The sequence below is a fragment of the Lacticaseibacillus sp. 22 genome (assembly GCF_055413445.1).
Map to the genome: position 1 here is coordinate 21,139 of NZ_JBVAYD010000019.1, position 23,232 is coordinate 44,370.

The 23,232-nt window shown below is 47.4% G+C and carries 23 protein-coding genes; 7 read left to right on the forward strand and 16 right to left on the reverse strand.

The annotated features are described in order from the left end of the window. Positions 1-9: 9 nt before the first annotated feature. Complete coding sequence (locus tag ACWP87_RS09440) at positions 10-780, reverse strand: ABC transporter permease (protein WP_014569544.1); 771 nt, start codon at positions 778-780, stop codon at positions 10-12. Next, positions 777-1,706 carry an ABC transporter ATP-binding protein gene (locus ACWP87_RS09445; protein ID WP_014569543.1) on the reverse strand — a complete coding sequence of 310 codons (930 nt, stop codon included), beginning with the start codon at positions 1,704-1,706 and terminating at the stop codon, positions 777-779. Before ACWP87_RS09445 ends, ACWP87_RS09440 begins: the two co-directional genes overlap by 4 nt. A 145-nt stretch (positions 1,707-1,851) precedes the next feature. Here ACWP87_RS09445 and ACWP87_RS09450 point away from each other — a divergent pair, with 145 nt between their 5' ends. From ACWP87_RS09450 to ACWP87_RS09460, 3 genes are all read left to right on the forward strand, one after another. Beyond that, positions 1,852-2,526, forward strand: a complete 675-nt coding sequence (locus ACWP87_RS09450; protein WP_015764931.1) for a response regulator transcription factor — start codon at positions 1,852-1,854, stop codon at positions 2,524-2,526. 15 nt (positions 2,527-2,541) lie between these two features. Further along, positions 2,542-3,447 (forward strand): sensor histidine kinase, encoded by a 906-nt coding sequence (locus tag ACWP87_RS09455; protein WP_014569541.1) that lies wholly within the window; start codon positions 2,542-2,544, stop codon positions 3,445-3,447. Between the two features lie 130 nt (positions 3,448-3,577). After that, positions 3,578-5,218, forward strand: a complete 1,641-nt coding sequence (locus ACWP87_RS09460) for a peptide ABC transporter substrate-binding protein (protein ID WP_014569540.1) — start codon at positions 3,578-3,580, stop codon at positions 5,216-5,218. 54 nt (positions 5,219-5,272) lie between these two features. Here the strand turns inward: ACWP87_RS09460 and ACWP87_RS09465 are convergent, their stop codons facing one another. The 9 genes from ACWP87_RS09465 to ACWP87_RS09505 form a co-directional block, all read right to left on the reverse strand. Then, on the reverse strand, positions 5,273-6,085 hold the full coding sequence (locus ACWP87_RS09465; RefSeq protein WP_014569539.1) for a PHP domain-containing protein: 813 nt from the start codon (positions 6,083-6,085) through the stop codon (positions 5,273-5,275). A gap of 263 nt (positions 6,086-6,348) precedes the next feature. Continuing rightward, a complete protein-coding gene (locus ACWP87_RS09470; protein WP_005684857.1) occupies positions 6,349-7,077 on the reverse strand; it encodes a deoxynucleoside kinase in 729 nt (242 codons plus the stop codon). 75 nt (positions 7,078-7,152) lie between these two features. Continuing rightward, a complete protein-coding gene (gene pnuC, locus ACWP87_RS09475) occupies positions 7,153-7,884 on the reverse strand; it encodes a nicotinamide riboside transporter PnuC (RefSeq protein ID WP_005689057.1) in 732 nt (243 codons plus the stop codon). 225 nt (positions 7,885-8,109) lie between these two features. Continuing rightward, on the reverse strand, positions 8,110-9,045 hold the full coding sequence (locus ACWP87_RS09480) for an SDR family NAD(P)-dependent oxidoreductase (RefSeq protein ID WP_014569538.1): 936 nt from the start codon (positions 9,043-9,045) through the stop codon (positions 8,110-8,112). Between the two features lie 21 nt (positions 9,046-9,066). After that, entirely contained in the window at positions 9,067-9,906 is an 840-nt protein-coding gene (gene msrA, locus ACWP87_RS09485; protein ID WP_014569537.1) for a peptide-methionine (S)-S-oxide reductase MsrA, read from the reverse strand. 180 nt (positions 9,907-10,086) lie between these two features. Then, on the reverse strand, positions 10,087-10,779 hold the full coding sequence (locus ACWP87_RS09490; RefSeq protein ID WP_014569536.1) for a histidine phosphatase family protein: 693 nt from the start codon (positions 10,777-10,779) through the stop codon (positions 10,087-10,089). Between the two features lie 93 nt (positions 10,780-10,872). After that, positions 10,873-11,742, reverse strand: a complete 870-nt coding sequence (gene sdaAA, locus ACWP87_RS09495; protein ID WP_014569535.1) for an L-serine ammonia-lyase, iron-sulfur-dependent, subunit alpha — start codon at positions 11,740-11,742, stop codon at positions 10,873-10,875. A gap of 47 nt (positions 11,743-11,789) precedes the next feature. Next, positions 11,790-12,455, reverse strand: a complete 666-nt coding sequence (sdaAB, locus tag ACWP87_RS09500; protein ID WP_014569534.1) for an L-serine ammonia-lyase, iron-sulfur-dependent subunit beta — start codon at positions 12,453-12,455, stop codon at positions 11,790-11,792. Positions 12,456-12,619: 164 nt separating this feature from the next. After that, the gene (locus tag ACWP87_RS09505; protein ID WP_014569533.1) at positions 12,620-13,228 is read right to left on the reverse strand and encodes a DUF1054 family protein; all 609 of its coding nucleotides are present in this window, start codon (positions 13,226-13,228) and stop codon (positions 12,620-12,622) included. 164 nt (positions 13,229-13,392) lie between these two features. Between ACWP87_RS09505 and ACWP87_RS09510 the strand changes: the two genes are divergently transcribed. Then, positions 13,393-13,815: a YueI family protein gene (locus ACWP87_RS09510; RefSeq protein WP_014569532.1), complete on the forward strand. Its 423-nt coding sequence runs from the start codon at positions 13,393-13,395 to the stop codon at positions 13,813-13,815. A 181-nt stretch (positions 13,816-13,996) separates the two neighbouring features. Here ACWP87_RS09510 and ACWP87_RS09515 read toward each other — a convergent pair whose 3' ends face one another. Beyond that, positions 13,997-15,961: a hypothetical protein gene (locus tag ACWP87_RS09515; RefSeq protein WP_029943644.1), complete on the reverse strand. Its 1,965-nt coding sequence runs from the start codon at positions 15,959-15,961 to the stop codon at positions 13,997-13,999. Between the two features lie 587 nt (positions 15,962-16,548). Here ACWP87_RS09515 and ACWP87_RS09520 point away from each other — a divergent pair. From ACWP87_RS09520 to ACWP87_RS09530, 3 genes are all read left to right on the forward strand, one after another. Then, complete coding sequence (locus ACWP87_RS09520) at positions 16,549-17,844, forward strand: replication-associated recombination protein A (protein ID WP_005684870.1); 1,296 nt, start codon at positions 16,549-16,551, stop codon at positions 17,842-17,844. Positions 17,845-18,585: 741 nt separating this feature from the next. Beyond that, positions 18,586-18,864, forward strand: a complete 279-nt coding sequence (locus tag ACWP87_RS09525; RefSeq protein WP_005684873.1) for a hypothetical protein — start codon at positions 18,586-18,588, stop codon at positions 18,862-18,864. A gap of 60 nt (positions 18,865-18,924) precedes the next feature. After that, positions 18,925-19,425 carry a universal stress protein gene (locus tag ACWP87_RS09530; RefSeq protein WP_005684874.1) on the forward strand — a complete coding sequence of 167 codons (501 nt, stop codon included), beginning with the start codon at positions 18,925-18,927 and terminating at the stop codon, positions 19,423-19,425. Positions 19,426-19,616: 191 nt separating this feature from the next. On the opposite strand, the gene ACWP87_RS09535 is transcribed toward ACWP87_RS09530, so the two are convergent. The 4 genes from ACWP87_RS09535 to ACWP87_RS09550 form a co-directional block, all read right to left on the reverse strand. After that, entirely contained in the window at positions 19,617-20,504 is an 888-nt protein-coding gene (locus tag ACWP87_RS09535; RefSeq protein ID WP_005716240.1) for a helix-turn-helix domain-containing protein, read from the reverse strand. A gap of 665 nt (positions 20,505-21,169) precedes the next feature. Continuing rightward, positions 21,170-22,138 carry a DUF2785 domain-containing protein gene (locus ACWP87_RS09540; RefSeq protein WP_005716239.1) on the reverse strand — a complete coding sequence of 323 codons (969 nt, stop codon included), beginning with the start codon at positions 22,136-22,138 and terminating at the stop codon, positions 21,170-21,172. A 51-nt stretch (positions 22,139-22,189) separates the two neighbouring features. Further along, positions 22,190-22,570 carry a DUF1694 domain-containing protein gene (locus ACWP87_RS09545; protein WP_005684878.1) on the reverse strand — a complete coding sequence of 127 codons (381 nt, stop codon included), beginning with the start codon at positions 22,568-22,570 and terminating at the stop codon, positions 22,190-22,192. Positions 22,571-22,904: 334 nt separating this feature from the next. Then, positions 22,905-23,087, reverse strand: a complete 183-nt coding sequence (locus ACWP87_RS09550) for a hypothetical protein (protein ID WP_005684879.1) — start codon at positions 23,085-23,087, stop codon at positions 22,905-22,907. Positions 23,088-23,232: the final 145 nt, after the last annotated feature.

A 23,232-nucleotide genomic window follows, 5' to 3' on the forward strand; every position in this document is an offset into this window, starting at 1 on the left:
TGACTCAGGTTATAACTCTTTTTTCTGCAAAAGCCATGCTGACGAACCGATCATCACAATCAAAAATCCGAGGCTAACTGCAATATACGGCGGCAACTCGCTCATTTCCATGCTACCAACGCCCAAGTTCTGGGAAACTGCCAAGAAATCAATATACTTCAACCATGACCACTCTCCAATTAGATGGATCACCCCTACGAGAATCGGAAAAATAACCACGACAATCGTGGCAATTGTCATCGAGCCAGTCGCGATTAATAAAAAGACGCCCAGACTAAAGATGACACTCAGGAAAAAGGTGGCTGCAACAATACTTAAACCCATAGTATTCAAAACACTTGGCCAGCTGACACCTAATGCGCGCCCCTTCGCTAAACCGCCAAGCAGCGCAATACCAAAGTTAACGGTAAATAAGATAAGTAAGTCAAGCAACATCACTAAGTATTTCGCCAGAACAAATTGGAGGCGCGAAATCCCTGAAATCAGCGTATTCTTGTAAACCTTCTGGCTAAACTCATAGCCAAAAACAATCACAAAGACCCCGATAAAGAAATAAAGTAAGAGCGTGTCCGACATATTGGCGGCCTGCACGCCAAACTGAGCCGTCCACGTTTTTGCAGCAATTTGAGCAATAAGATTGTCATCCCCATGTACTGTCACACCGCCGATATTCTTGCTTGTAACAGACCAAACAGCATAGGCGATGGTGATAAGAACGATGACATACATGCCTAGTGTACGGCGTTGGCGATAGAAATCGGCGCGAATTTGATTCATCATGCCTGTCCCTCCTGTTTTTCAGTCTGCCCCAGCAAGCGCATGTAAAATTGCTCCAATGAACCGGCTTGGTGGCTGACGTCTTGAACACTCACCCCACTGGTCACCAGTAATTGATTGACCGCGGCCGCATCGACATCTTTTTGGCGTAATAACAGATGCTGGTCGTCAAGTACATCAAACGGCTGATAACCGTGCTGATCCAATACCTGTGCGGCCACCGTCGCCCGGTCCACGGTAATGGCCAGTCCTGATTGATTAGCCTGATCCAATTCCGCCTTGCTTAATTGCTTGATCATTTGACCATGGTGAATGATGCCAAACCGGGTGGATACTTGATAAAGTTCACTCAAAATATGACTCGAAATCAAAATCGTCGTCTTGCGTTCTTCATTTAATAACTTAAGTAATCTTCGAAATTCCATAATCCCGGCCGGATCCAAACCGTTGATCGGCTCATCTAAAATCAAAAAATCCGGCCGTGGCAAAATTGCTAATGCCAGCCCCAATCGTTGTCGCTGACCAAGTGAAAGGTGCTTAACTTTGGTGGTTCGCTTTTCCTGAAGCCCCACAAAATCAATCGTCTCTGCAATGACCTGTTGATCATTGATGCCATGCTGAATGGCGCAAAGTCGCAAGTTCTGAGTGACGGTTAATTTTTCAAACGCTGCCGGGCTTTCAATAATCGCCCCTACTCGACTTAAAGCGCGCTGGTAATGACCGGCCCGCTCCCCCAGCAGTGTAATCGTGCCTGCCTGCATTGGGGATAAGCCGGTAATCAGCCGCATCAAGGTCGTTTTTCCCGCCCCGTTTTCGCCAATTAAGCCATAAATATCACCACGTTCAACCGTAAAACTCACTTGATCCAGTGCCTGAAAATGACCGAATTGTTTACTGACCTGATCAATCGTTAAAACCGGTTCATCCATCGTCCTTACCTCCATTATTTTGCTTTACAAAACCAGCATAGCGATCATTCCTTAATTACCAGCATAATCAATCCTTAATTAATCCTAAATTGTGAAAAGGTGCATTAATAGCTTACACTATCATTGGAGGAAAGGAGTGACGCTGATGGCGAAGATATTAATTGTTGAAGATCATCAGGATATCCAGGCCTTATTAAAAGATGTGCTAACCCCGACTTATACGGTCACCCAGGCTTATGACGGCATTCAGGCTTTAACGGCCTTTCATCGAGAACAACCGGACTTGATCATTCTCGATTTAATGCTGCCCAACGTGACCGGTGAAAGTGTTTTAACAACCATTCGTAAAACATCCCAAGTTCCCGTGCTGGTGTTAACGGCGATTCAGGAAAAAGTCAAAACCGTTGCCCTGTTGCAGCAAGGCGCAAACGATTATTTGACCAAACCGTTTGACATTGACGAATTACTAGCACGCATTCAAGTCCAACTGCGCCAAGTCAGCGGCCAACCGGTAACGACGAACGATCAACTAAAAGTCGGCGAAATTCAATTAGACCCTAAGCGCCATGTGGTGACCGTTAATCAGCAAACCCTAACGCTGCCTAAAAAAGAATATGACATGTTGGCGCTAATGATGCGTGATCCCCATCAAGTCTTTGATAAAAGCCAACTTTATGAACATGTATGGGGTGAGCCGTTTTTAAATGCCGACAATACCTTAAACGTTCACATCAGCAACTTACGGACAAAAATCAATGAACTTGCCCATGATCCCAAATACATCATTTCAATCTGGGGCATCGGTGTACGTTTGATTTAGCAAGGAGAAATCATTATGCTTGGCATCCTTATCTTACTTATCGTGATCTGTCTAGTACTCTTTGCCTTGCTATTACTGGTGATAACCGATGTTCATCGCATCAGCCGTGATCTTGATTATATTAATCACCATAACACCAATGCAGGGATCACAAGTAACACGAACCTACCTTTGATTCGCAAACTTAGCGCGGGCATCAATCAAAATCTCAATACGATGCATCAACTTCAAATCGAACAAGTTGAACAGGAAAAAAAGATTCACCAAATGCTCATGGATCTGACGCACGATATCAAAACCCCGCTCACAGTGGCAACCGGTTATGTTCAACTACTTGACCGTCAACCTGAAGCCGATCCCAAGCCTTCCCTCGCCCGGATTGCCAACAACCTGCGTTCAGTCAACTACTATCTGCATTATCTGATGGACTTCAACCTGATTCAGGAAAAGACCCGCAGTTTGAACCATCAATCCGTTAACGTTTCGGAATTACTTAAAAACGAACTCTTTGATTACTATGACCAGCTTACTGCCAGCGGATTAAAAGTGACACCTGCCATCACCGATCAATTAATGCTTGAAACCGATGAAACCCTCATGCGCCGGATTATTCAGAATTTAATTGGCAACTGGCTTAAATATGCCAAAAGTCAGGCCAAGCTTTCTTTTGCCCGCCAAGATAGCCATCACTTGGTCATGACCTTCTCAAATGACACGGCACAACCGGTTTCGCATGTTGATCAATTAGTCGATCGCTTCTACACCACCGATGCGGCGCGCACCACGCAAAGTGTCGGTTTGGGTTTAAGCATCGTCCAATCGCTGACGACTACAATGGGCGGAAAAATGAAGCTTGAGGCCCATGACGACTCATTCACCGTTAAATTGATATTTCGGACTGATAAGCTGCCAGCACACTAAACCCCGCGATACTCCTTATCCGAGACCCACTTTAGGGCGGCTGAATACGAGGTTTTTTCGAGCTAAAACGCTTGCTTTTTGTAAGGAGATTGTTATTCTATTAACAGTCTATTAACTGGAGGGGCAAGACTTGAAAACACAACATAAATGGCTCGTTATGATCACGGCAGCACTCACAATTGTTCTAGCTGCATGCGGTCAGCAAGGCAAACAATCGAGTTCCAATTCGAGCAAACAACAGGTCTGGCACCGCATGGAATCAGATGTGCTGCAAACGCTTGATCCAAGTAAGGCATCGGAAGGCGTTTCCGGCCAGGCGATTATTGATACCATGAATGGCCTGTACAAGTATTACGGGCATAAACTACAGCCGGCAATGGCAACTAAGATTGTGAAGCCAACTAACAATGGGCTTACTTATACTTTTACGTTACGCGATGCTAAGTGGAGTGACGGCACTCCGGTCACGGCACAGGATTTCGTTTTCGCCTGGCAGCGGACGGTCAACCCGGCCACTAAGTCATCCCAGGCCAATATGTATTCCGGGATCAAGAACGCTGACGACATCCGCGCTGGTAAAAAACCGGCCGCGACCCTTGGCGTCAAAGCAATCAACAGCAAGACGCTGGAAGTCACGTTGGAACATCCGATTCCCTATTTCAACAGCCTGCTAAACAATGTCGCCTTCTTCCCGCAACCCGCTAAAAAAGTGCAGGAATGGGGCAACAAATACGGCACCAAGTCCGAATACACGCTTTCAAACGGTGCCTTTAAATCCAAAGGTTGGACCGGTACCGGCGACAAGTGGACCGAGGTCAAAAACAACCGTTATTGGAATCAAAAGAATGTTCACCTGACTCAAATCGATGTTCAAGTGGTCAAAGACACCAATACGGCACTCGACCTTTACCACACCGGCAAACTGGATGATGCCACGTTAACCGGCCAACTTGCCGCACAACAAAAAGGTAAGACCGGTTATGTCGCCACCAAACGCGCCCGCACGTATTTCCTGGAACTAAACGAAAACAAAGTACCCGCGTTTAAAAACACGAAGATTCGTCAAGCAATTTCAATGGCCATTAATCGCGATTCTTTTGTTAAAAATGTTCTTGCTGACGGCTCAATCGTTGCACGCGGCATCACCCCAGCCGACTTGAGCCAATTGCCTGACAGCTCAACCGATTTTGCCACTGCCGTTGGTAAGGGCACAAAAACAATCACCACATATAACAAGAAAAAGGCCCAAACGCTCTGGAATCAAGGGCTTAGGGAACTCGGCATTAAGAATGTTAATGTTGAGCTTCTCGGTGATGACGTTGATGCAGTCAAGGCAACCCAAGAGTATCTTCAAGGAACGCTTCAGGAAAATCTGCCTGGCCTGAAGATCAGCATTGCCAGCGTGCCGGCCAAGAATCGCCAACAGCGAGCATCGACGCGTGATTTTGACATGGTGCTAAGTACTTGGGGCGCAGATTACCCTGATCCGAATACGTATCTGGATCTGTTCACCAGCACCAGTGAGTACAACCACGGTCAATGGCAAAATAGCGATTACGACCAGCTCATGGCCAAGGCCAATGGTGCTGATGCCAACAATCCAACGGCGCGGTTTAAAGACATGACGCAAGCCGAACAACTACTGGTCAATCAAGCCGGCGCGATTCCGCTTTATCAACTCGTTGCCGCGCGGATGGTTAATCCAAAAATGCACGATCTAAAAACCAGCCCGGGTAACAGTTTCAACTTTGTCAATGCTTATTTGAAGTAAACGAAAGCCGTTTCCGCTCATCATCTGCGGAAACGGCTTTTTAGTGCGCTAATTTCAATAAACATTATCTGCATCAACCACAGGCGGCTCAATTGGCACCATTGTCCGATGATGACGACGATAGGTTGCAATTTCTTTGACGCCGTGCCGCTTTAACATGGCCAGTGCCTGTTTAAAGTTGGCTTCATAATGCGGACCTTCATGAGCATCACTGCCAATCGTAAACAAATGGCCGCCTGCCTGCTGATACCAGGCGATGGCTTGGTCATACAAAGGCGCATTGTGCCAGCGATACATCGACTTGGTGTTTAACTCCAATGCAAGATCATGCGCGACTGCAATGGCAAAGATCTGATCCAGCAGTGGCTTTCCCCATGCTTCCAACTGCTCCGGTGTGATATCAAAGAGCCGCAAGCCATAATCAAAATGAGCAAGAACATCCGCATCGTGAAACTGTTTGAGTCCAGCCAGCATCCGCGTAAAGTAATCTTCCAGTTGCTGTTTTGCCGGTAATCCAGCCAGCTGCGCATCTAGGTAATCATGCTGCCCATCATGATGAAAACTCAACAGCGTCAAATCAAAGTCGTGGTTGGCCAGATAATCGCGTAATCGTTCCTCTGCCGGCGCAAAGTAGCCTGCCTCTATCCCAAGTAACATTTCGTTTTGATAGTGACTAGCAAGAGCGGCTTGTGTTCGTTTCATCCCGGCGTAATCCGGCAGATCATCACGCCCGCCATCATCAGGATTATCAAATTCAAGATGCTCAGTGGTGACAACAGGTGCCTGAGTCTGCGCTAAATAATCCCGCAACTGGGCTTCAGAATCAAATGAATACAGTGTATGCATATGCTGATCATAAATCGTCACGAATGGTTTCCTCCTTCAATAGTTCACCACATCTAAGCCAAAACGCCATGGATGACGCCTACTCACATTTTGATTTAATCATAGCATAGACACGCGGTAATGATTGCAAAACCTTAAAACGCACCGATTCAGCTTTTCAATGTGTAATTTTGGTACCCTGTTTTTAAATCCTAGTGATGAGCGGCAAACAAAAAGGTTCTAAGTTAACGATCCTGCCAATCAGGATAGCTACTTGGAACCTTTTTTGGTGGCAACCATCAAAATTATGCAAACTTCGAAATTGGACCGGCTGCATGTTTGGCTTGTAACGCCTCAAAAGTCTGGGGTGATAGCTTGCCTAGATCAACTAGCTTAGACTCGATCTGATCAAGCACTGTCGCCCGATCTGCTGCAGAATGCATGAAATCATACCGATCACGGTCAATGGTAATCATGGATGAGCGCGTGTAACCTTTTGCCCAATCTTGATAGGCAGCATTGACACGTCGATAATATGCGACCAATTCCGGCTTTTGGCGAATGTCTTCCATATCCCGGCCGCGACTTTGAATTTCATCGAGTTCATGATCCGGATCGATTTTGAGATAAACGGCTAAATCCGGCAACCCGTTCCATGGACTGCCATTGACGTTACTTTGCATTTCCTGAGACAACGTGACATAGACGTTGTAATCAATGTCATCGATTTCGCCATGTTTATGCAATTGTGACGCCATCACAAAGTCTGATTCCAGTGACGAATCCATGATCGCATTCTCCTGCGTCACGGCTTTTTTCAATTGCTGATAACGGAAGGTCAAAAATGCAATCTGCAACATGGCCCCGGTTCGTTTACGACTGTCAGCGCCGGCACCATAGAACTTCTGCAGCATATTGGCAATCATCCCATTACCTTCAACATCTTCATAATACGCAGGTGCTTCCATATCCGCTGACAAAACTTTTGTCAAAGACGTTTTTCCTGCACCAATACTGCCCAGAATGTAGATCACAAATCTCGCTCCTCAATTAGCTTAATTAGGTTACAACAAATTAAAACATTACCACATCAATAGCAAAAGTGCTATTTAAAGTGTCTTTAAACCAAGTTGCTTACGCCCACGATTGAACCAAGGACTCACAGTGAACGCAAGGATATCATTGATGACATAAATGCTGGAGTTGATCGCCATTGCCAAGCTCGCATCGCCTTGCGCAAAGGTGACAGCCCACAAAATAAGCTGTGCAATCCCGCTGAACAACCACCAGAAATATTGATTGTTGTACCGCAAGAAGCAAACAATGCCGCCTGTTAACGAAATTGCAAATGCCATACCATCATAAACTGGGCGAGGATCATTCGTGAATTGACCGATTAAGTACGCACTGACTGCCCAAACCACCAAGGTGAAGCCAATGGACAACACCCATTTCTGCAAGTTGAAAGTCTTCAGATGGTTCTTGGTATCGTCATTCCAAGTCCGCACACTAATTAACACCGGCAGATCCAGGGTAACCACGTAAGCAATCTGTTCGAACATGGAAAGGTAATTGCGGGCGGTATAACCAACAAAAATAAAGCAGGCCGCACTCAGCAACCCAAGCCAGCCATTGACAGCCTTGGTCGCGTTAATTGCCAGCACACAAAGTACCCCTAAGGTTGTGCCGATAAAAGTAATGACGGTAACAGCAGTAATTTTTGCATCCACCAACGTCATCAGCTGACACCCAAAGGCAAACCAAAATAAATAATAATTCTGTTGCGGCCATCCTTTTAACTGATGCAGCAACCAACTAAAATAATTCCCAGACGTTTGCACAAAACAAGACTCCCTTAAGTTTCAGTTTTCGTTGTACGACAACGACCGTTTTTATTATGCCGCAAGAAAATCTGAAATGTAAGTCTTGAATATACAATATATTGGTGGTAATAGGGAAGGCCACCACAACATGTACTAATTTTGGAAACCCTTTTCATGGTGATTAAATCAGGATTGTTGTGAAAAACATAGCCCCAGCATCTGGTTGAACATTTCGAAGACAGACTAAATACCCGTCACCTGGCGTGAAGCACGATAAAGACGATCCAACAAAGCCTGATCATGAAGTTCTGGTCGCTGATTCCATGCCGATAAGCCGGGATACCCGCGCAGACCGTGCCATAATGCCGGGGCATAGATAACCCCGCCTTCTGCTTGAGGTGCAGTTGCGGCGTAGAGTGCGGGTAATGCTGCTTGCTGCGGGGATTGGCGCATCCAAGGCAGCACCCGAAAACTCAGTGCGGCCAGTCGCATGGGCCAGGCCGTTGCTTTCGATTGAATCACCTTAAGACTGGTTGCCGCCAGTCCCGGGCTGGACGCATTCACCATGACCGCGTGTCCGGCTGCTTTAAAAAGTTGGTTGAGTTTGACCGCCATCATAGCTTGAGCCAATTTGGACGTGATATAAAAATGCCATGGGCGATAGTTGCGCCCGTCAAACTGGTTAAACGTCAGCTGCGGGTTGCCCATTGCAATTGACGCAACATTAACCACCCGAGCTGACGGTGCCTTTTCTAGTAGCCCCGCCAGCCGCAACGTGAGCATAAATCCGGAAAAATAGTTCACCGCCCACGTCAATTCAACGCCGTCAGCCGTCACGATTCGCTTAGCCGGCATCATAACCCCGGCATTATTGATCAAAATATCTAAACGCGGCAGCACCTGCAAAAGGCGATTTGCCAGCCGGTTAACTGCCTGTTGCTCACTAAGATCCGCGGCCATGAAGGTAATGGCTTGCCGCTTCGTCTGCTGCTTTAACTTAACAACCGCCAGCTCGCCTTTGGATTTATTTTTACCTACAATCGTCACCGCCGCGCCATGTCGCAATAACGCGGCGCTCATGGCTAGGCCAACCCCGCTTGTTCCACCGGTCACCACGACAACCTTACCCGCAAGATTAGGCATATCACGCTCGCTCCAATGACGTTTAGGTTTTTGCATGTCATCATCCCCTCGGCCAAGCTACTTAGCTTTACGGCGTTTCAGCAACACCCGCAAATCACCTTGCGCATGCTGAAACTTAAGAAATTGCTGGCGGGTTTTTTCAACCAACCGGTAACGTTGCGGATTCTTTTTGTAAAAGTCCTGATGATAATTTTCTGCAGGCCAGAAAGTGGCAGCAGGTTCAATGGCCGTCACAATCGGCCGCACATAACGCCCGGAAGCCGCCACCTTAGCTTTAGCGGCTTCAGCAATTTGACGTTGGCTCGGTCCGGCAACGAAAATGACAGGACGATAATGACCACCGCGATCTTGAAATTGCCCCAATGCATCGGTTGGATCCGTTAATTGAAAATACAAGTCAACCAATTCCTGATAGTGAATCCGCCGCGTATCGAAAATAATCTCCACTGCTTCGACATGGCCAGTCTGGTCACTGATGACTTGCTCATATGTCGGATTGGGTACGTCCCCACCTGTGTAACCAGAAATGACTGATTGAATACCGGGCTGATCAACAAATGGCTCAACCATGCACCAGAAACAGCCACCAGCAAAAATGGCCCGCTCCTGATAAGCCAGATCATGCTGAAAATGTGCACTAATATCCGTTGTTTGCGCACCTTCAGAATCACCTGTCTGCGCCCGATAAAAATCGGCTACATCCGGCGTCAGGTTATCGCGAATCGCCAAGGGTCGCAAGCTTGCTTTTAGTTGATCCCAGCTCGCCCCGACAGAAGCGCCGCCTTCCACCTGCTGTTTGGCCCGCACTAACTGTTGGCGCTCAAACGCACGCGTGCCTGGCGCTAATAGTAAATTGGTCAACTTGGCAAGATAAGCTTCGACTGTCAGCTTCATCATCCACCGCCTCCACTTCAAAATTCACCTTAAGTATACGCGCGCACGGCTGATTTAGATAGTGCACAATCTTTTCGAAAATAACAGGGCACCTGCAAAAAATGACTTGATTCTCCGTTCACCAGCACTCACAGGCGCAAAAAAAACGCCTACTTGATGATGTGACTAAGCAGACGTTTCTTTTCAAGCATCGTGGGTCCAGACTTCCTTCAAACCCTGATCGCGAAAACTCGTATTATCCAGCCAGGCAACTTTAAACCGGCCATCTTGGTAGGTCACCTTGCTAACACTGGCATTGGTTAGTTCGGTTCGATTGGGCAAAACGCCTCCATGTGCACGTAACCATAACAAGCTAGCCGTGCCGTGACTCACGACGAGTATATTGGACTGACCGGCTGTTTCCGCCGCTGCAACAATCCGACGCAAGGCAAAATCATAGCGCGCAATAACTTGTTGACTGTCTTCCGCCTGATTCGTGGTATCGGCGGCATGAAACCCGTCCGCAATCGCTTCAATCGGCACTTTGCCACTGGTGACCAGCTGATGATAATCCGGAACCTGAAAAACTTTCTGGGAAACGTCTTCCAGTTCACGGCCTTCAAAAATGCCATCATTTTGTTCACGTAGACCGCTGTCAGTTTCAACTGGCAACTTTTTTTGCATCCCTAATAAGATCTGCTGGGCGGTTTCCTGCGCGCGAATGAGATCACTTGCCACTACACGCTCTACCTTCAAACCGTTCGTGCGCAAACCAACGCCTAAAGCAAACGCCTGTTTACGCCCGCGCGCATTCAAGTGTGAATTCGTCACGCCTTGAATTAAGCGGCGCACATTACCTGCTGTTTCACCATGTCGAATAATATATAAATTAATCACGATTGACCCTTTCCAAATGCCTTGTTGCCAGTAACGCCGTTTAAATAAAACTCATGCCGGGCAAAAATTTTTCGTGCCGTCATTGAATCACAATTACTTTTTGCCGAAGATTTGTTCTTTCAGCCGTAAGCCAGTTGGTGTCGTTGCTAGGCCGCCCTCACCGGTTTCCCGCAATGTTGCTGGCAACTGCATGCCGACGCGGTTAACCGCTTCAATCACCTCATCGGCCGGAATCACACTGATGCAACCGGCCAATGCCATATCAGCGGAAATCATGGCTTGACTTGCTCCCAGTGCATTTCGCTTCACACACGGAACCTCCACCAAGCCGGCAACTGGGTCACAAACCAACCCCAGCATGTTTTGCAACGTAATCGCAACGACGGTGGCTGCCTGTTCGGCACTGCCGCCATTAGCACAAACCAACGCCGCCGCAGCCATCGCACTGGCCGAGCCAACTTCTTCCTGGCACCCGCCTTCTGCTCCGGCAATCCCGGCATTATTTGCAATGACCAAGCCAAACGCGCCAGCGGTAAAAAGAAAATCAAGCTGCTGATCATGCGTCAGATGCAGGCGATCACGCATCGCCAACAAAACACCGGCCAGAACTCCTGCCGATCCCGCAGTCGGCGTCGCACAAATCAGTCCCATTTTAGCGTTCACTTCATTAACTGCCACTGCATTGCGAACAGCCTCCATGATCGGCTTACCGCTCATGAACCGGTCAGCGGCAATATAATGGTTCAGCTTTTTGGCCTCGCCGCCGGTTAACCCGGTGACACTTTTGACCCCGGCAATGCCTTCCTTAACCGAGCGTTCCATCACTTCCAGATTACGGCTCATTAAATGACGGATCTGTGCTTCAGTCCGCGTTGAGTTTTCGACTTCCGTATGCACCATGAGTTCGGCAACCGAGGAGAAGGCATGACTTTGTTCTACAAGTTCTTTAACGGTATAAAACATGATAAGCTCCTTTATTAGCCAGTTCGTAACCAGTTGTTAGCGCGTCATCACTCAAAGTAAGTGACATTGCGCATATGCGGTAATAATTTCAATTTGGCCAAAATATCATCATGATAATCATCCGTTTCAATGATCATAATTGCCTGTTCCCCTTTAGCAGTGCGGGTCACCGTCATTGTCCCGATATTAATGCCGGGATCGGAGAAAATCTTGGTGACCTGCGCAATCATCCCCGGCACATCGTCATGAATGGTGATATAAGTCGGCTGACCCATGCTCAACGATATCTTAAACCCATTGATTTCCGTGATCTGAATATTCCCGCCACCAATGGAAACCCCAGTGACCGCTAACCGGTGATCACCGGCTTGCAAAACAATATGTGCCGTGTTAGGATGATCAACCTTATCGCTTTTCGGCACAAAACTCACTTTAATGCCTTGGTCATAGGCCAGCTTCAGCGATTCCGGCAACCGCGGATCATCAGGTGCCATCCCCAACAGCCCTGCTACTAGCGCCACATCGGTACCATGACCGCGATAGGTTTTGGCAAATGATTCATAAAGGTAAATCGTAATCGTCTCCGGGGTTTCGCCAAAAATGTCGCGCACTACTTTACCAATCCGCGCTGCCCCGGCTGTATGTGAGCTACTTGGCCCCACCATAACCGGTCCAATAATATCAAAGACGCTGTGAAAACGTACATCTGGCATAGTTTTCTCCTTTAGATGACCGAAGTCGAAGTTTTCAATCGTTCAAGCCGACAACCCGTTCCTTAATCAGTGTGATTTTACCACCCTGATGTTTTCACTGCTAAGTTTTTATCAGCTTTTTTTGAAATCACATCAAGAATCGAAATCATGACAAGTAGTTATGCTTACCGGACAGCGGCAGTATTTTGAACTAACCGCGCAAATACCGGCGCTAAGGTTCGCACCCGCTGTTGTATGTCCAACCATAGCTTATCAGGCGTTTGCAAAAGCGGGTCGCTTGCCAAATAAACCCAGCCAACCAGAAATTCCGCACTTTTTACGGTCTCAAATCGTTCAATCGTCTGTGCCAATGACGCAGCGGTTAACGGCACGGTTGCCTTAGCTGTATGCTCACTAGCCAGTAACCAACTGTCAGGTAATGTCGAAATAACACCAGTGATACCTGAAAAATCGTTCAGTACAGGTTTACTTTCGCGCAAACAGGACAGCCACAAAAACAGGCGATCATCCCAAAAACCTAACGCCAGATGTGGCAACATTTTATAGCCGCGGCGACTCGTGGAGAAGGCTACCCAGGTGTTTGGCGGCGGGTTCTTATGCCGACGCCGATGTTGGGCAATATGGGCAAAGATTGGTTGGTTCGGCGTCTGCAACAATGGCACAATGCTCTGCGCGGCTTGCGTAAACTTCGGATCCAACTGTTGCCGAATCAAGGCCATTCGCGCACTCAGCGTTGGCGCAGCAAAAACTGCAAAGTCGTCACTGGTAAACACCCTTTCGTCATTCCTTTCTTTACACTAGAACATGTTACAATGAGGTCATATTGCAACGCGTTGTCAGGTTTCAACATTACGACTCGCGTTCACACAACAAGACGGTTCACCAAGGATCGTTAAATTGTTATTTGATCAAACCAATCATAAGGAGGCTTTTCATCATGGCAGAAGACAATATGCAGGAACATCTCAACAGTGCACTATACGGCGCACCGCAAACCAAACCCGACGAACGCCGCAAGTACATGGGCTCATTACGTGAACGGGTCGCTTTATGTATCAGCAATCAGGAACTGACTGATCCCAAACGACAGCATCAGGTTGCCCCATTATTAAAAGATTTCCATGACCGCAACTATAAAGCCCTACTCAACGGCAAACTTGATAATGCCATTACCGGTCCTTACATGAAGCTCCTCACCGATGCCAATGTGCCATTTACATTGGTTGCTAACGAAACGGCCCAAACTGCCGATACCGCGCCAGGGCTGCTTATTGTGGCAGCCACTGCCATCAATCAGGCTAACATCACCTTGCCGCCACTTGACGACACGCAAGAAAAGCCTAAGAAAAAGTGGTTTTAACTTATTTAAGCAACCGCTAAAGACGTTTGGCGCAACTTAACAAATATAATGGAGTGTGACCGCACCTAAATGTCAGCATCGTGACCGTAACGCGCAGAAGCATGATCATGAACGGTGTCACCCAACCGACCTTCAAGCAAATTTACCACGCTGAGGTCGGTTTTAATATGACCTCGTTTACTTATCTCACAGCAAACAGCCAGTTTAGCAATGCCGGGGCAAGTGCGCGTGATTCGCCCATGTCCGGATGCAAAGGCGCAGCGAGATCCGGTACCGGATTGACACTAATTACGTTCGCCTGCCCATCTGCCTCCGGATCATATGGTGCATACAGATTATCAATCACAATGTCGACAGCTGCTACCGGCAAATCAAGTGTGGCGGCAGCTTTTAGCGCCAGTTGCTTGTAACTGTCATCAATCTCGTCCGTCACGTCATACAAATCGCCACCGGTTTGCGGATGCGCGGCAGTGGTTAAGAAAACCTGCTGCCCGCGTTGAAGCACAGTCTCAGGTGTCAACGCTTGTGCCTTTAACTGACGGCGCGCGCTAGCATCAAGCTGCAATTGCCGGGAAGTCGCGCGGTGACCATTTTTCAAGGCGATCAATTCCTTAATGGCTTTGCGCCCATCGCCTACAACATTAGCTGCTGCGGTTTCCAAGACGCTGAGCACTTGTTGCCCGATGATGGTAAAATGGTAGGTCGTGCCGCGTGCCATCATTTCAATGAGCACCCCATGATGGCGATTGGCTTCATGAAAGGCTCGGTCAAACTGCTTTTCAGTCGGTGGTATCGAAAACTGCTCAACCGCTTCGCCTTGGCTGCGTGCCTCGGGTTTCACCACAATACTTTTATGCGCAAAGCTGTGCTCAAAAGCTGCTTTGGCATCCGGCCATTTAGTAAACTTAGCCCCACGTGCAACTGGTATTCCTGCTGCGGCCAGCAACTGTTTGGCTGTGTGCCGATGAGTGGCAACGATCATGGCATTGGCTGGCTTATACTTGGTAACAACGCCGTCTGCAATGACTTGTGTCTGGGTATCCGTGGCAATTTGCACCAGGTTCTGTTGCCGATCCAGTATCGTGAACTGATACCCCCCATCCATAGCAGCTTGTAACAATGCCTGGGTGTTTTCCGATAAATCTGTCATCCCCGGCAACTCATTGGTACTGGTTAAGTCCGCCTGTGCTTGCCGACTCAATGACGCATCCGCAGCTGTTTGGTCATGAAACGTTGCAAGAACTTGACTGGCAAGGCTCGTTTCCGGCTTCACTAATCGCGTCTGCATCAATTCAAAAGCTTGTTTTTGTTGCACATCAATGCCAACATGATTTAACCATGTCGCCATCGCATCCAGCATTGCCGGCAGCTCGGCGACTTTGGCATCAGGTGCCATCTGGGCAATTGTCCGCGCCTGCATGACAGCATGCCGGCGTACTTCACTTGCCGCTGCAACCGGAATGGCCGGTTGACTTAGCGCAAACCAGCAGCTATCACGCAAGAATGTCAGCATTTGGGTCGTGATCCCGCTAGCAGCGTACGGATCAAGCTCCACCAAAACGTCCAGCGCAAGAATTCGATCCAAGTGGTCTGGATCCGTCACTTTTTGAACCAGTTGCCGTTCCTGATCCGGTGACGGCAAAAATGCGCGGTGACCGTTAGCTGGAGAAGCAGAAAACAAGTAAGTCAACAATGGCAACTGCCGCGTTAACCCGTCTGCTACCAACTGATAAACTTCATTACGATAGGCAACATATTCCGGACCATGGCCCTGAAAATTCTCTGCTGTGTACAACCGTTCAAATAGTGTTTCCGGTAAAACTATCCGGACCGTTTGCTGGTTCACTTTTTCCGCGGTAAAAGCCGATAAGTGCCCTGCTTCCGGTAATGCCGCCCAAATTCGACTTAGCCCAGCCCGTAACTGGTCAATAACGGCAGGAAAATCGTCTAGTAATGGGGTTACGATTTGCAACACTGAAGCAGAAAGTGGCTGAACCAAAGCATGGCGGCTACGTTGCGGCCACTGCGGTAAGTTGGTTTCTGCCGGCAGAATGGGTTTGACAGTTCGAATCACACCCATTCGCGTCTGGGCGGCCAAACCAAACAAATGTTCTTTTTGAATCAGTTGCCAATAATGATTCACAATGTGTCATTCCTTTAATTGATGATTTAAAATTAGATTAACACGCAGCCGGCAGGTTTAACAGCATGCTTGTAAGGGTTACAGCATTTTTTGACTGTTAGAACTGCAAGCAGCCGAATTTTAAAATATGATTTTTTAATGTGTCAGGTGATCGTATGAGGTGATCGTCGACGTAGACTCGGCTCACGCTCACTTTCTTTAACGCGTTCCCCAGCGCAGAAGTCTGCGTGTAAGGACCTCAGCCGCAATGGCCAAAACCGGGCCATCACGGCTGAGGCCACTTACATTCCGACTTCTAACCGCGCTGGTCCACGCTCACTTTCTTTAACGCGCTCGCAGTCGCAGCAATCTACGTGTAAGACCTCAAGCCTAAATGGCCAAAGCCCGGCCATTTAGGCTTGAGGCCGCTTACACTCCGACTTCTAACCGCGCCGGCTCACGCTCACTTTCTTTAACGCGTTCCCCAGCGCAGAAGTCTGCGTGTAAGGACCTCAGCCGCAATGGCCAAAACCGGGCCATCACGGCTGAGGCCACTTACACTCCGACTTCTAACCGCGCTGGTCCACGCTCACTTTTTAGGAGGGATCTTTTTGCAACAACCGCTTGCTTTTCGCATGCGTCCTCAAAATCTAGATGAAGTTGTCGGTCAACAAGAGCTTGTTGGTCCCGGACGAATTATTCGCCGCATGGTTAGTGCGCACCGTTTGAGTTCTATGATTCTTTATGGTCCGCCCGGTACTGGTAAGACGAGTATTGCCAGTGCCATTGCCGGCAGCACAAAATATGCGTTTCGAATCTTAAATGCCGCTACCGATACCAAAAAGGATCTACAAATCGTTGCCGAAGAAGCCAAGATGAGCGGAACCGTGATTCTGTTGCTTGATGAAATCCACCGATTGGACAAAACCAAGCAGGATTTTCTATTACCACTATTAGAAAGTGGGCGCATCGTTCTCATTGGGGCCACGACCGAAAATCCGTATATGAACATCCAACCGGCCATTCGCAGCAGAACTCAGATTTTTCAGGTCAAGCCATTAACCCCGACTGACATTTCAACCGCCATTGACCGCGCCCTTGCAGACGACAAACGCGGACTAGGTAAGTATCAGGTTGACTTAACGCCAGAAGCACGCGATTACCTGACCCACACCACCAATGGCGATTTGCGGGCGGCACTAAACGGTCTAGAGCTTGCGGTACTCTCTACGCCTGCTAAAAGTGACGGCACGATCATAATAGATTTAACAACCATTCAGCAAAGCCTTCAAAAACCGGCTATTTCCGGTGATACAAATGGTGACGCCCATTATGACATCATCTCGGCTTTTCAAAAATCGATCCGCGGTTCTGATGTTAACGCCGCGTTGCACTATCTGGCACGTTTAATTGCGATCGGTGATTTAAATAGCATTACGCGTCGGCTATTAGTCATTGCGTATGAAGACATCGGTTTAGCCAACCCAACCACGGCCAGTCGAACACTAACCGCGATTCAAAGTGCGGAACGCCTGGGTCTACCAGAAGGACGGATTCCACTGGCCGATGCCGTTATTGATCTTTGTCTGGCACCAAAAAGCAACTCTGGCATCAAAGCAATCGATGCGGCACTAGCTGACGTTGAAAGTGGACAAGCTGGTCAGATTCCTGATGACTTACGCGATGCACACTATCGCGGGGCCAAACAACTGGGACACGGCCAAGGCTACAAGTTGCCTCACAATTACCCCAACGGCTGGGTGGCACAACAATACCTGCCAGATAACCTCAAAAATAAACAATACTATCAACCCAAGACAACGGGTCGCTATGAAGCTGCACTTGCCCAACGTCAGCAACAACTTAAAAGCTGGCAACACGAAGCCAAAAAGGTGAAGAAAAAGTAACGAAAGCGGTTGCGCTTGCACGAATGGTCGTTCTCGTGCTACTATAACGGTGAAAGTTCTAAGGTGTTCGCGCTTCCTTAACTATCAGTTGACCGAACAGTATCGAGACCTTGGGACCGGAAGAGTCATTGACGGTGCTGCTATTTCACTTAGCGGCTAATGTCCTTGGCGTCTGGGCCCACATAGCTAGCAGCGGGTTTCAACGATCCGGGAAGAAAACGGCACCAGTTAGTCTTTCATAAAAACCAATCATGTTTTTGGCCGGCCAAGCGCCGGCTTTTTTTGTGGTGAGCGCGAGCCGGCGCGGTTAGAAACCGGAGTGTAAGTGGCCTCAGACGTGATGGCCGGGCTTTGGCCATTGCGTCTGAGGTCCTTACACGCAGGTTTCTGCGCCGGGGAGCGCGTTATGGGCGTAAACCAGAGCACAAGCGGCTTCAGACGTGATGACCGGGTTTTGGTCATTGCGTTCAAGGTCCTTATGTGCAGGTTTCTGGGCTGGCGAACGCGTTATGGGCGTAAACCAGAACTTAAGCGGCCTGAGGCGTGATGACCGCACTTGACCACTGCGCCTCAGGTCCTTACACGCAGACTCCTGCGCCGGTGAACGCGTTATGAGCGAAACCGGCTCTCATGTATCAGAACTTAACCACCCCCACCCAAACACTCCACCACAAAAATCTCCACCAGCACTCCCACTCACTGTGGCATAATAGAACCAAACAGCTAGGAGGGATTTTACCCGTGACACTCATTTTAATGAGCATCTATGCGCTTTTCGTATTTGCCTTAGCCGCCTATACATGGCGTCACCGCAACCAAAACTTTTTAATGATCAAAAAACCAGCCCCAGCCCTTACCCGTTTTTTGAAGATCTTTACGGTTCTTTTTACGGTGGTCGGTGTCTTTGCCATTATTGGAGGATTAGCCTTCCCAACTTGGGCAAATCTGGTGATTCTGGTCAGTGGGGCTTTTCTGGCCACCATTTTCATTTTTATCAGTCTTACCCAGATCAAGTTGTGAAACGCTTTTCATTTAATTTCATGATGGAATCAAGTACAATGAAGGTAGAGGTGATGAGGAATGTTACAACAATATCAACATATTTTGGTTGCGATCGATGGCTCATATGAAGCCGAGCTAGCGTTCAAAAAAGCAGTTGCCGTTGCAAAACGAAATCAAGCAGAACTAATTCTCATTCATATTGTTGATACCCGAGCGTTTCAAAATGTTTCGAGTTTTGATTCCGCAATGGTTGAACAAGTTACGGAAAATGCCAAGACCACCATGGAAGGTTACGTCGATCAGGCCAAAAAAGCGGGACTAGAAAAAGTCAGTTTCAGTATTGAGTACGGCGCGCCAAAAACAATCATCGCCCGCGACATCCCCAAAGCTAAGAATATTGATCTCATTATGATTGGGGCTACAGGGTTAAATGCCGTTGAACGTCTGCTTATTGGTTCGGTAACCGAATATGTCACCCGAAACGCCTTATGCGACGTCCTGGTGGTTCGGACCGATTTATCAAACAAGCCGGCTCTAGCAAGTACAAAAAAGCCTACCCCACACGAACCAAATGATTAGTTAAATCAACGACTTCATCATATAAATGGTTTAATCGAGAACGAACTACTTTTGTAAGTTAATCACGCCATCTTGCGCCTCGGCAAAGATGCCGGATCGCACCAAAAAATACCTGAGAATGTCGTCAGCTGCAGCAACGATGCTGCAAGACGACTATCTCAGGTATTTTTAAACATCACCGCATAACCGGATTATGCAGTTTCAATATTGGGCTTCTGCGCTGCCATCTCTGCACTTAACCCAGCAGCTAATGTTGTTGAACCGCTGACTTCAGCAAAGGCAATCGCGATTTGGTAAATCTTATCTGCCTGTGGATCGCCCAGTAGTTTCATGGCACGAGCTTTTAGGGTAAACAGTTCGTCAAGCAAAAACAGTTTATCGTGCTTAACTGCTTCGCGAATCCCATGATCGGCATACTTCAAAACGGCCTTGAAGTCACTTAACTCATAGTAAACGCGGGCAATATGCCAATAAATCGTCAACTCAATATCGAGATATTTGCTATCGGACAATGGTACATGCTTCAACATTCGTAGCGCTTGATCAATATAGACCCGCGAACGATCAAAGGTATGCTTGTCCGCATATGCTAAGCCTAAGCCAAGCGTGGCTAGAATACCGTATAAATCCCGCTCCGAATTAACAAGCGGGCTTAAGACCCGACCAAAAAAGTAGATGGATTCATCAGGGGCATTGTTCTTGAATAACTCAACAATACCTTGGTAGTAGTAATACCGTTTCTGATCGTCTTCATTCTTAATCTTTTCGAACCGAATTTTGCTCAGATTGTCTGCAGCGATTGCATATTGGTGATGGTGAATCTGATAATCAATCGCATTAAGCATTTGTTGAGCCCGATCATGATGCTCAACGACAATATCATCGAGTTGAATACCTAGTCGACTAATAAGCCGCATCAGAATATTCATGCTTGGTACTTTGTTCCGCTTCTCAATGAGGCTAATGGTAGCTTGCGTACAGATATTTGCTGCCAGTTCCGCCTGAGATAGGCCTTTCAACTTACGATAGTAGCGGACTTTATCCCCCAAAATCCGTAGCGTTTGCTGCTCCTTTCGCACACTTATCACTCCCCAGTGTTCCTTCTTACATATCAACATAGAAATCGGCGGGATCTCCCCCTTAACCTAGTGTCAATTATACGGATAACTGGTTTTAAAAGCTAATAATAACAACCGATATTTATTCTATTTTTGTAAAAAAATTTTTTAAATTTTGAGCTTTGATAACGAAAAGGCTCACAACGTTAAAACTAATATACTATAATATCTATCCACTTATAATCATTTATAACTATTTTTATTGGTCAGTCATCTTTAAATTGTTAAAAGTTAGCTAATACGTTCATCAGCTCGATTTTAATCTCATTTAAGCCTTAGCCCATAGTATTCAAGTATCAGTTAAATGATCGCATGCTTTTTACCCATTTGTTTTTTTGAAAGCATCTTCACCTGGGCAACGACTACGTATACCTTGATCTGCTTTTTTTAACGCGGTAAATAATTTTCTGATCTGCATTTAGTGCAGGATGTTTCACCTGTGCTTCGTCAAGTATCACGTCAACCTAATTGTGCCGTTGCAGCACACACCATTCTAATAAAAAACCGATTCAAAACCGTGTTATCACAGTTTTAATCATTTGGTGCCAGCTCACATCGGCGAACGTCAGCTGCAACGCCGATTAATACCAAAAATAAATATCTTAATGACTTGGCGCTTCGAACGCTCAAAAAAGATCAACAATCTGTTGAATATAATCCGCAATCGGCTGCGGTAAATCAGCGCGCAACGTTAATGCCTGCAACAAGCGATTGCGATTATACCACTGTACCCAAAAACGGTATGATTCCTGTGGCCGCACATTGACCAGCGTGTGTTGCCAATTTTTTAGACACATCAAAAAGGTTTCACTATAAAACTGATTGACGTTGGTTAAGCTACTGAAATAAAGCGCCAGCCGATGATCTTCTCCAAAAATCAACGGGGTTTCGACCCGTCGCCACGCCTCAACAACGGCAGCCATCAAAAAGACCTTTTCTGAACGCGGAAGAACCGGCACTTGGCTCAATTCCTCAAGCATATTCCCGATATGGGTAAAAGCATGCGCCCAGCCTTTATTCGGAACATAACCGCGACCATCCTTCTCCAGCAAAATATAAGTACCGATATTTTGTACGGTGCTCAAATAATCATTTTTGCTAAGAACATGGTAACGATTCTGATCCGCGTAGATCATCCCACTGAGAATCATAACGGCAAAACTCCGCAGAAAAATCGCGTCATTTTCCGGTTCAAAGATGTGGCTGAACAAAATGTCGGGTGCCTGCAAGCGCTTAAAAAGTGCCTTAACTTGTTCATTCGTGAACGCCTCAGCCTGAAACAAATCGTTAAACAGGAAAAACACGCCTTTATCGCGAACAGCCGGATTGGTACTGGCTAAGTGTGCGACCAAAAAAGCAATTTCATCATCGGTCACACTTGGATCGCTCGTTTGTTTAACCCGCTTTTGAATAGCCCGAATTCTGGCGACAGCCGTTTTATCATCCCGGGGAATTTTCAGACTCGTTTTTGGCTCAGTCGCGATGCTAGTGATGACTTTGCCCAGCATGTCCGGTAAAGTCGCGAAGATCTTGCCTTGATTCAACGAAATCCGCAACTGTTGCACGGTGGTTTGAATGGTATCAAGTTGCGTCAAAATGATCCTCCTCTAAAAAATCCTTAGCTGTTTCATGATTAGCATGTTTACTTATAACAAAATCGGCCGACTTATTTTCTGGGTCGGATGTGCCAATACCCATCCAAAGTCTGTCGGCAATACCCGCTTGGTCACGCGCATACCGGGCTGATTCATGATCGTAAACGGATACTGATGTGCCAGCGCCTGCATCATATACTGATTCACCAAGCTCTCACCCATCCGACCGTTTAAAAATATTCGGTAACCGGGGTAACGCTTCAAGACTGAATCAAGCATTGCGGTGATCCGGGCATCGCGCAGTTGGCGAATCGTCACTGCCATCGCCACCCGTTCGCGAAAATTCCCCAAAAATGCTCGCTTCTCATCCGGTTTAATGGTTGGAATCCCCAGCGCCATCGCCTTGATGAAATGCTCCAAGTCCTCAGCCATCATCCGCCTCCTATTAATCCAGCTACATTGCTACCCGACCCCAGCCGCATTCTTTAGCTTAAGGTGAGTATTCATACATTCATTCATTGTAGCACCCCCACATAACGTGAGCCAGCCTGCTAAATCGCATCAGTATCCAACCATGGTCATCATTAAACCTGCAAAAACGTCGACAAGGCTCAATGACCCACTTTGCTGAGTCATTGAGCCTTATCGACGTTGTCAACCTATCAAGACTGATCAGTCACCACACTCAAAGTGCCGGACTTTTCAATCAGTCCAACCGATCTTACGAAAGTCTCCCCTTTCGTATCCGGACCAGCGTATGCCCCAACTAGACCCGTTTTTTTCGATACAAGCTTGCGATTCGCTCAACATATGCCGGTGGCGCCTTTTGAATGCCCTCATAGCGATCCCGGTAATGCCAGATCTGACCGATACTGATGCCTGTTTCCTGTGCAATTTTGGACAACGCCATTGATTGCAAGACCTTTCTTGCCTTGTCGTAGTTATCCATCTGCAGCCCCCTCAATAGAATCATTTTTGGTGCCGCATCTATCATAGCCCAAAAAGTTAGGCTTGCCTAATATTTTATACAAAAAAATAGCCAAACATCACTGTGGCTCCATCCGCAACTGAGGCTACATTGATATTTGACTGAT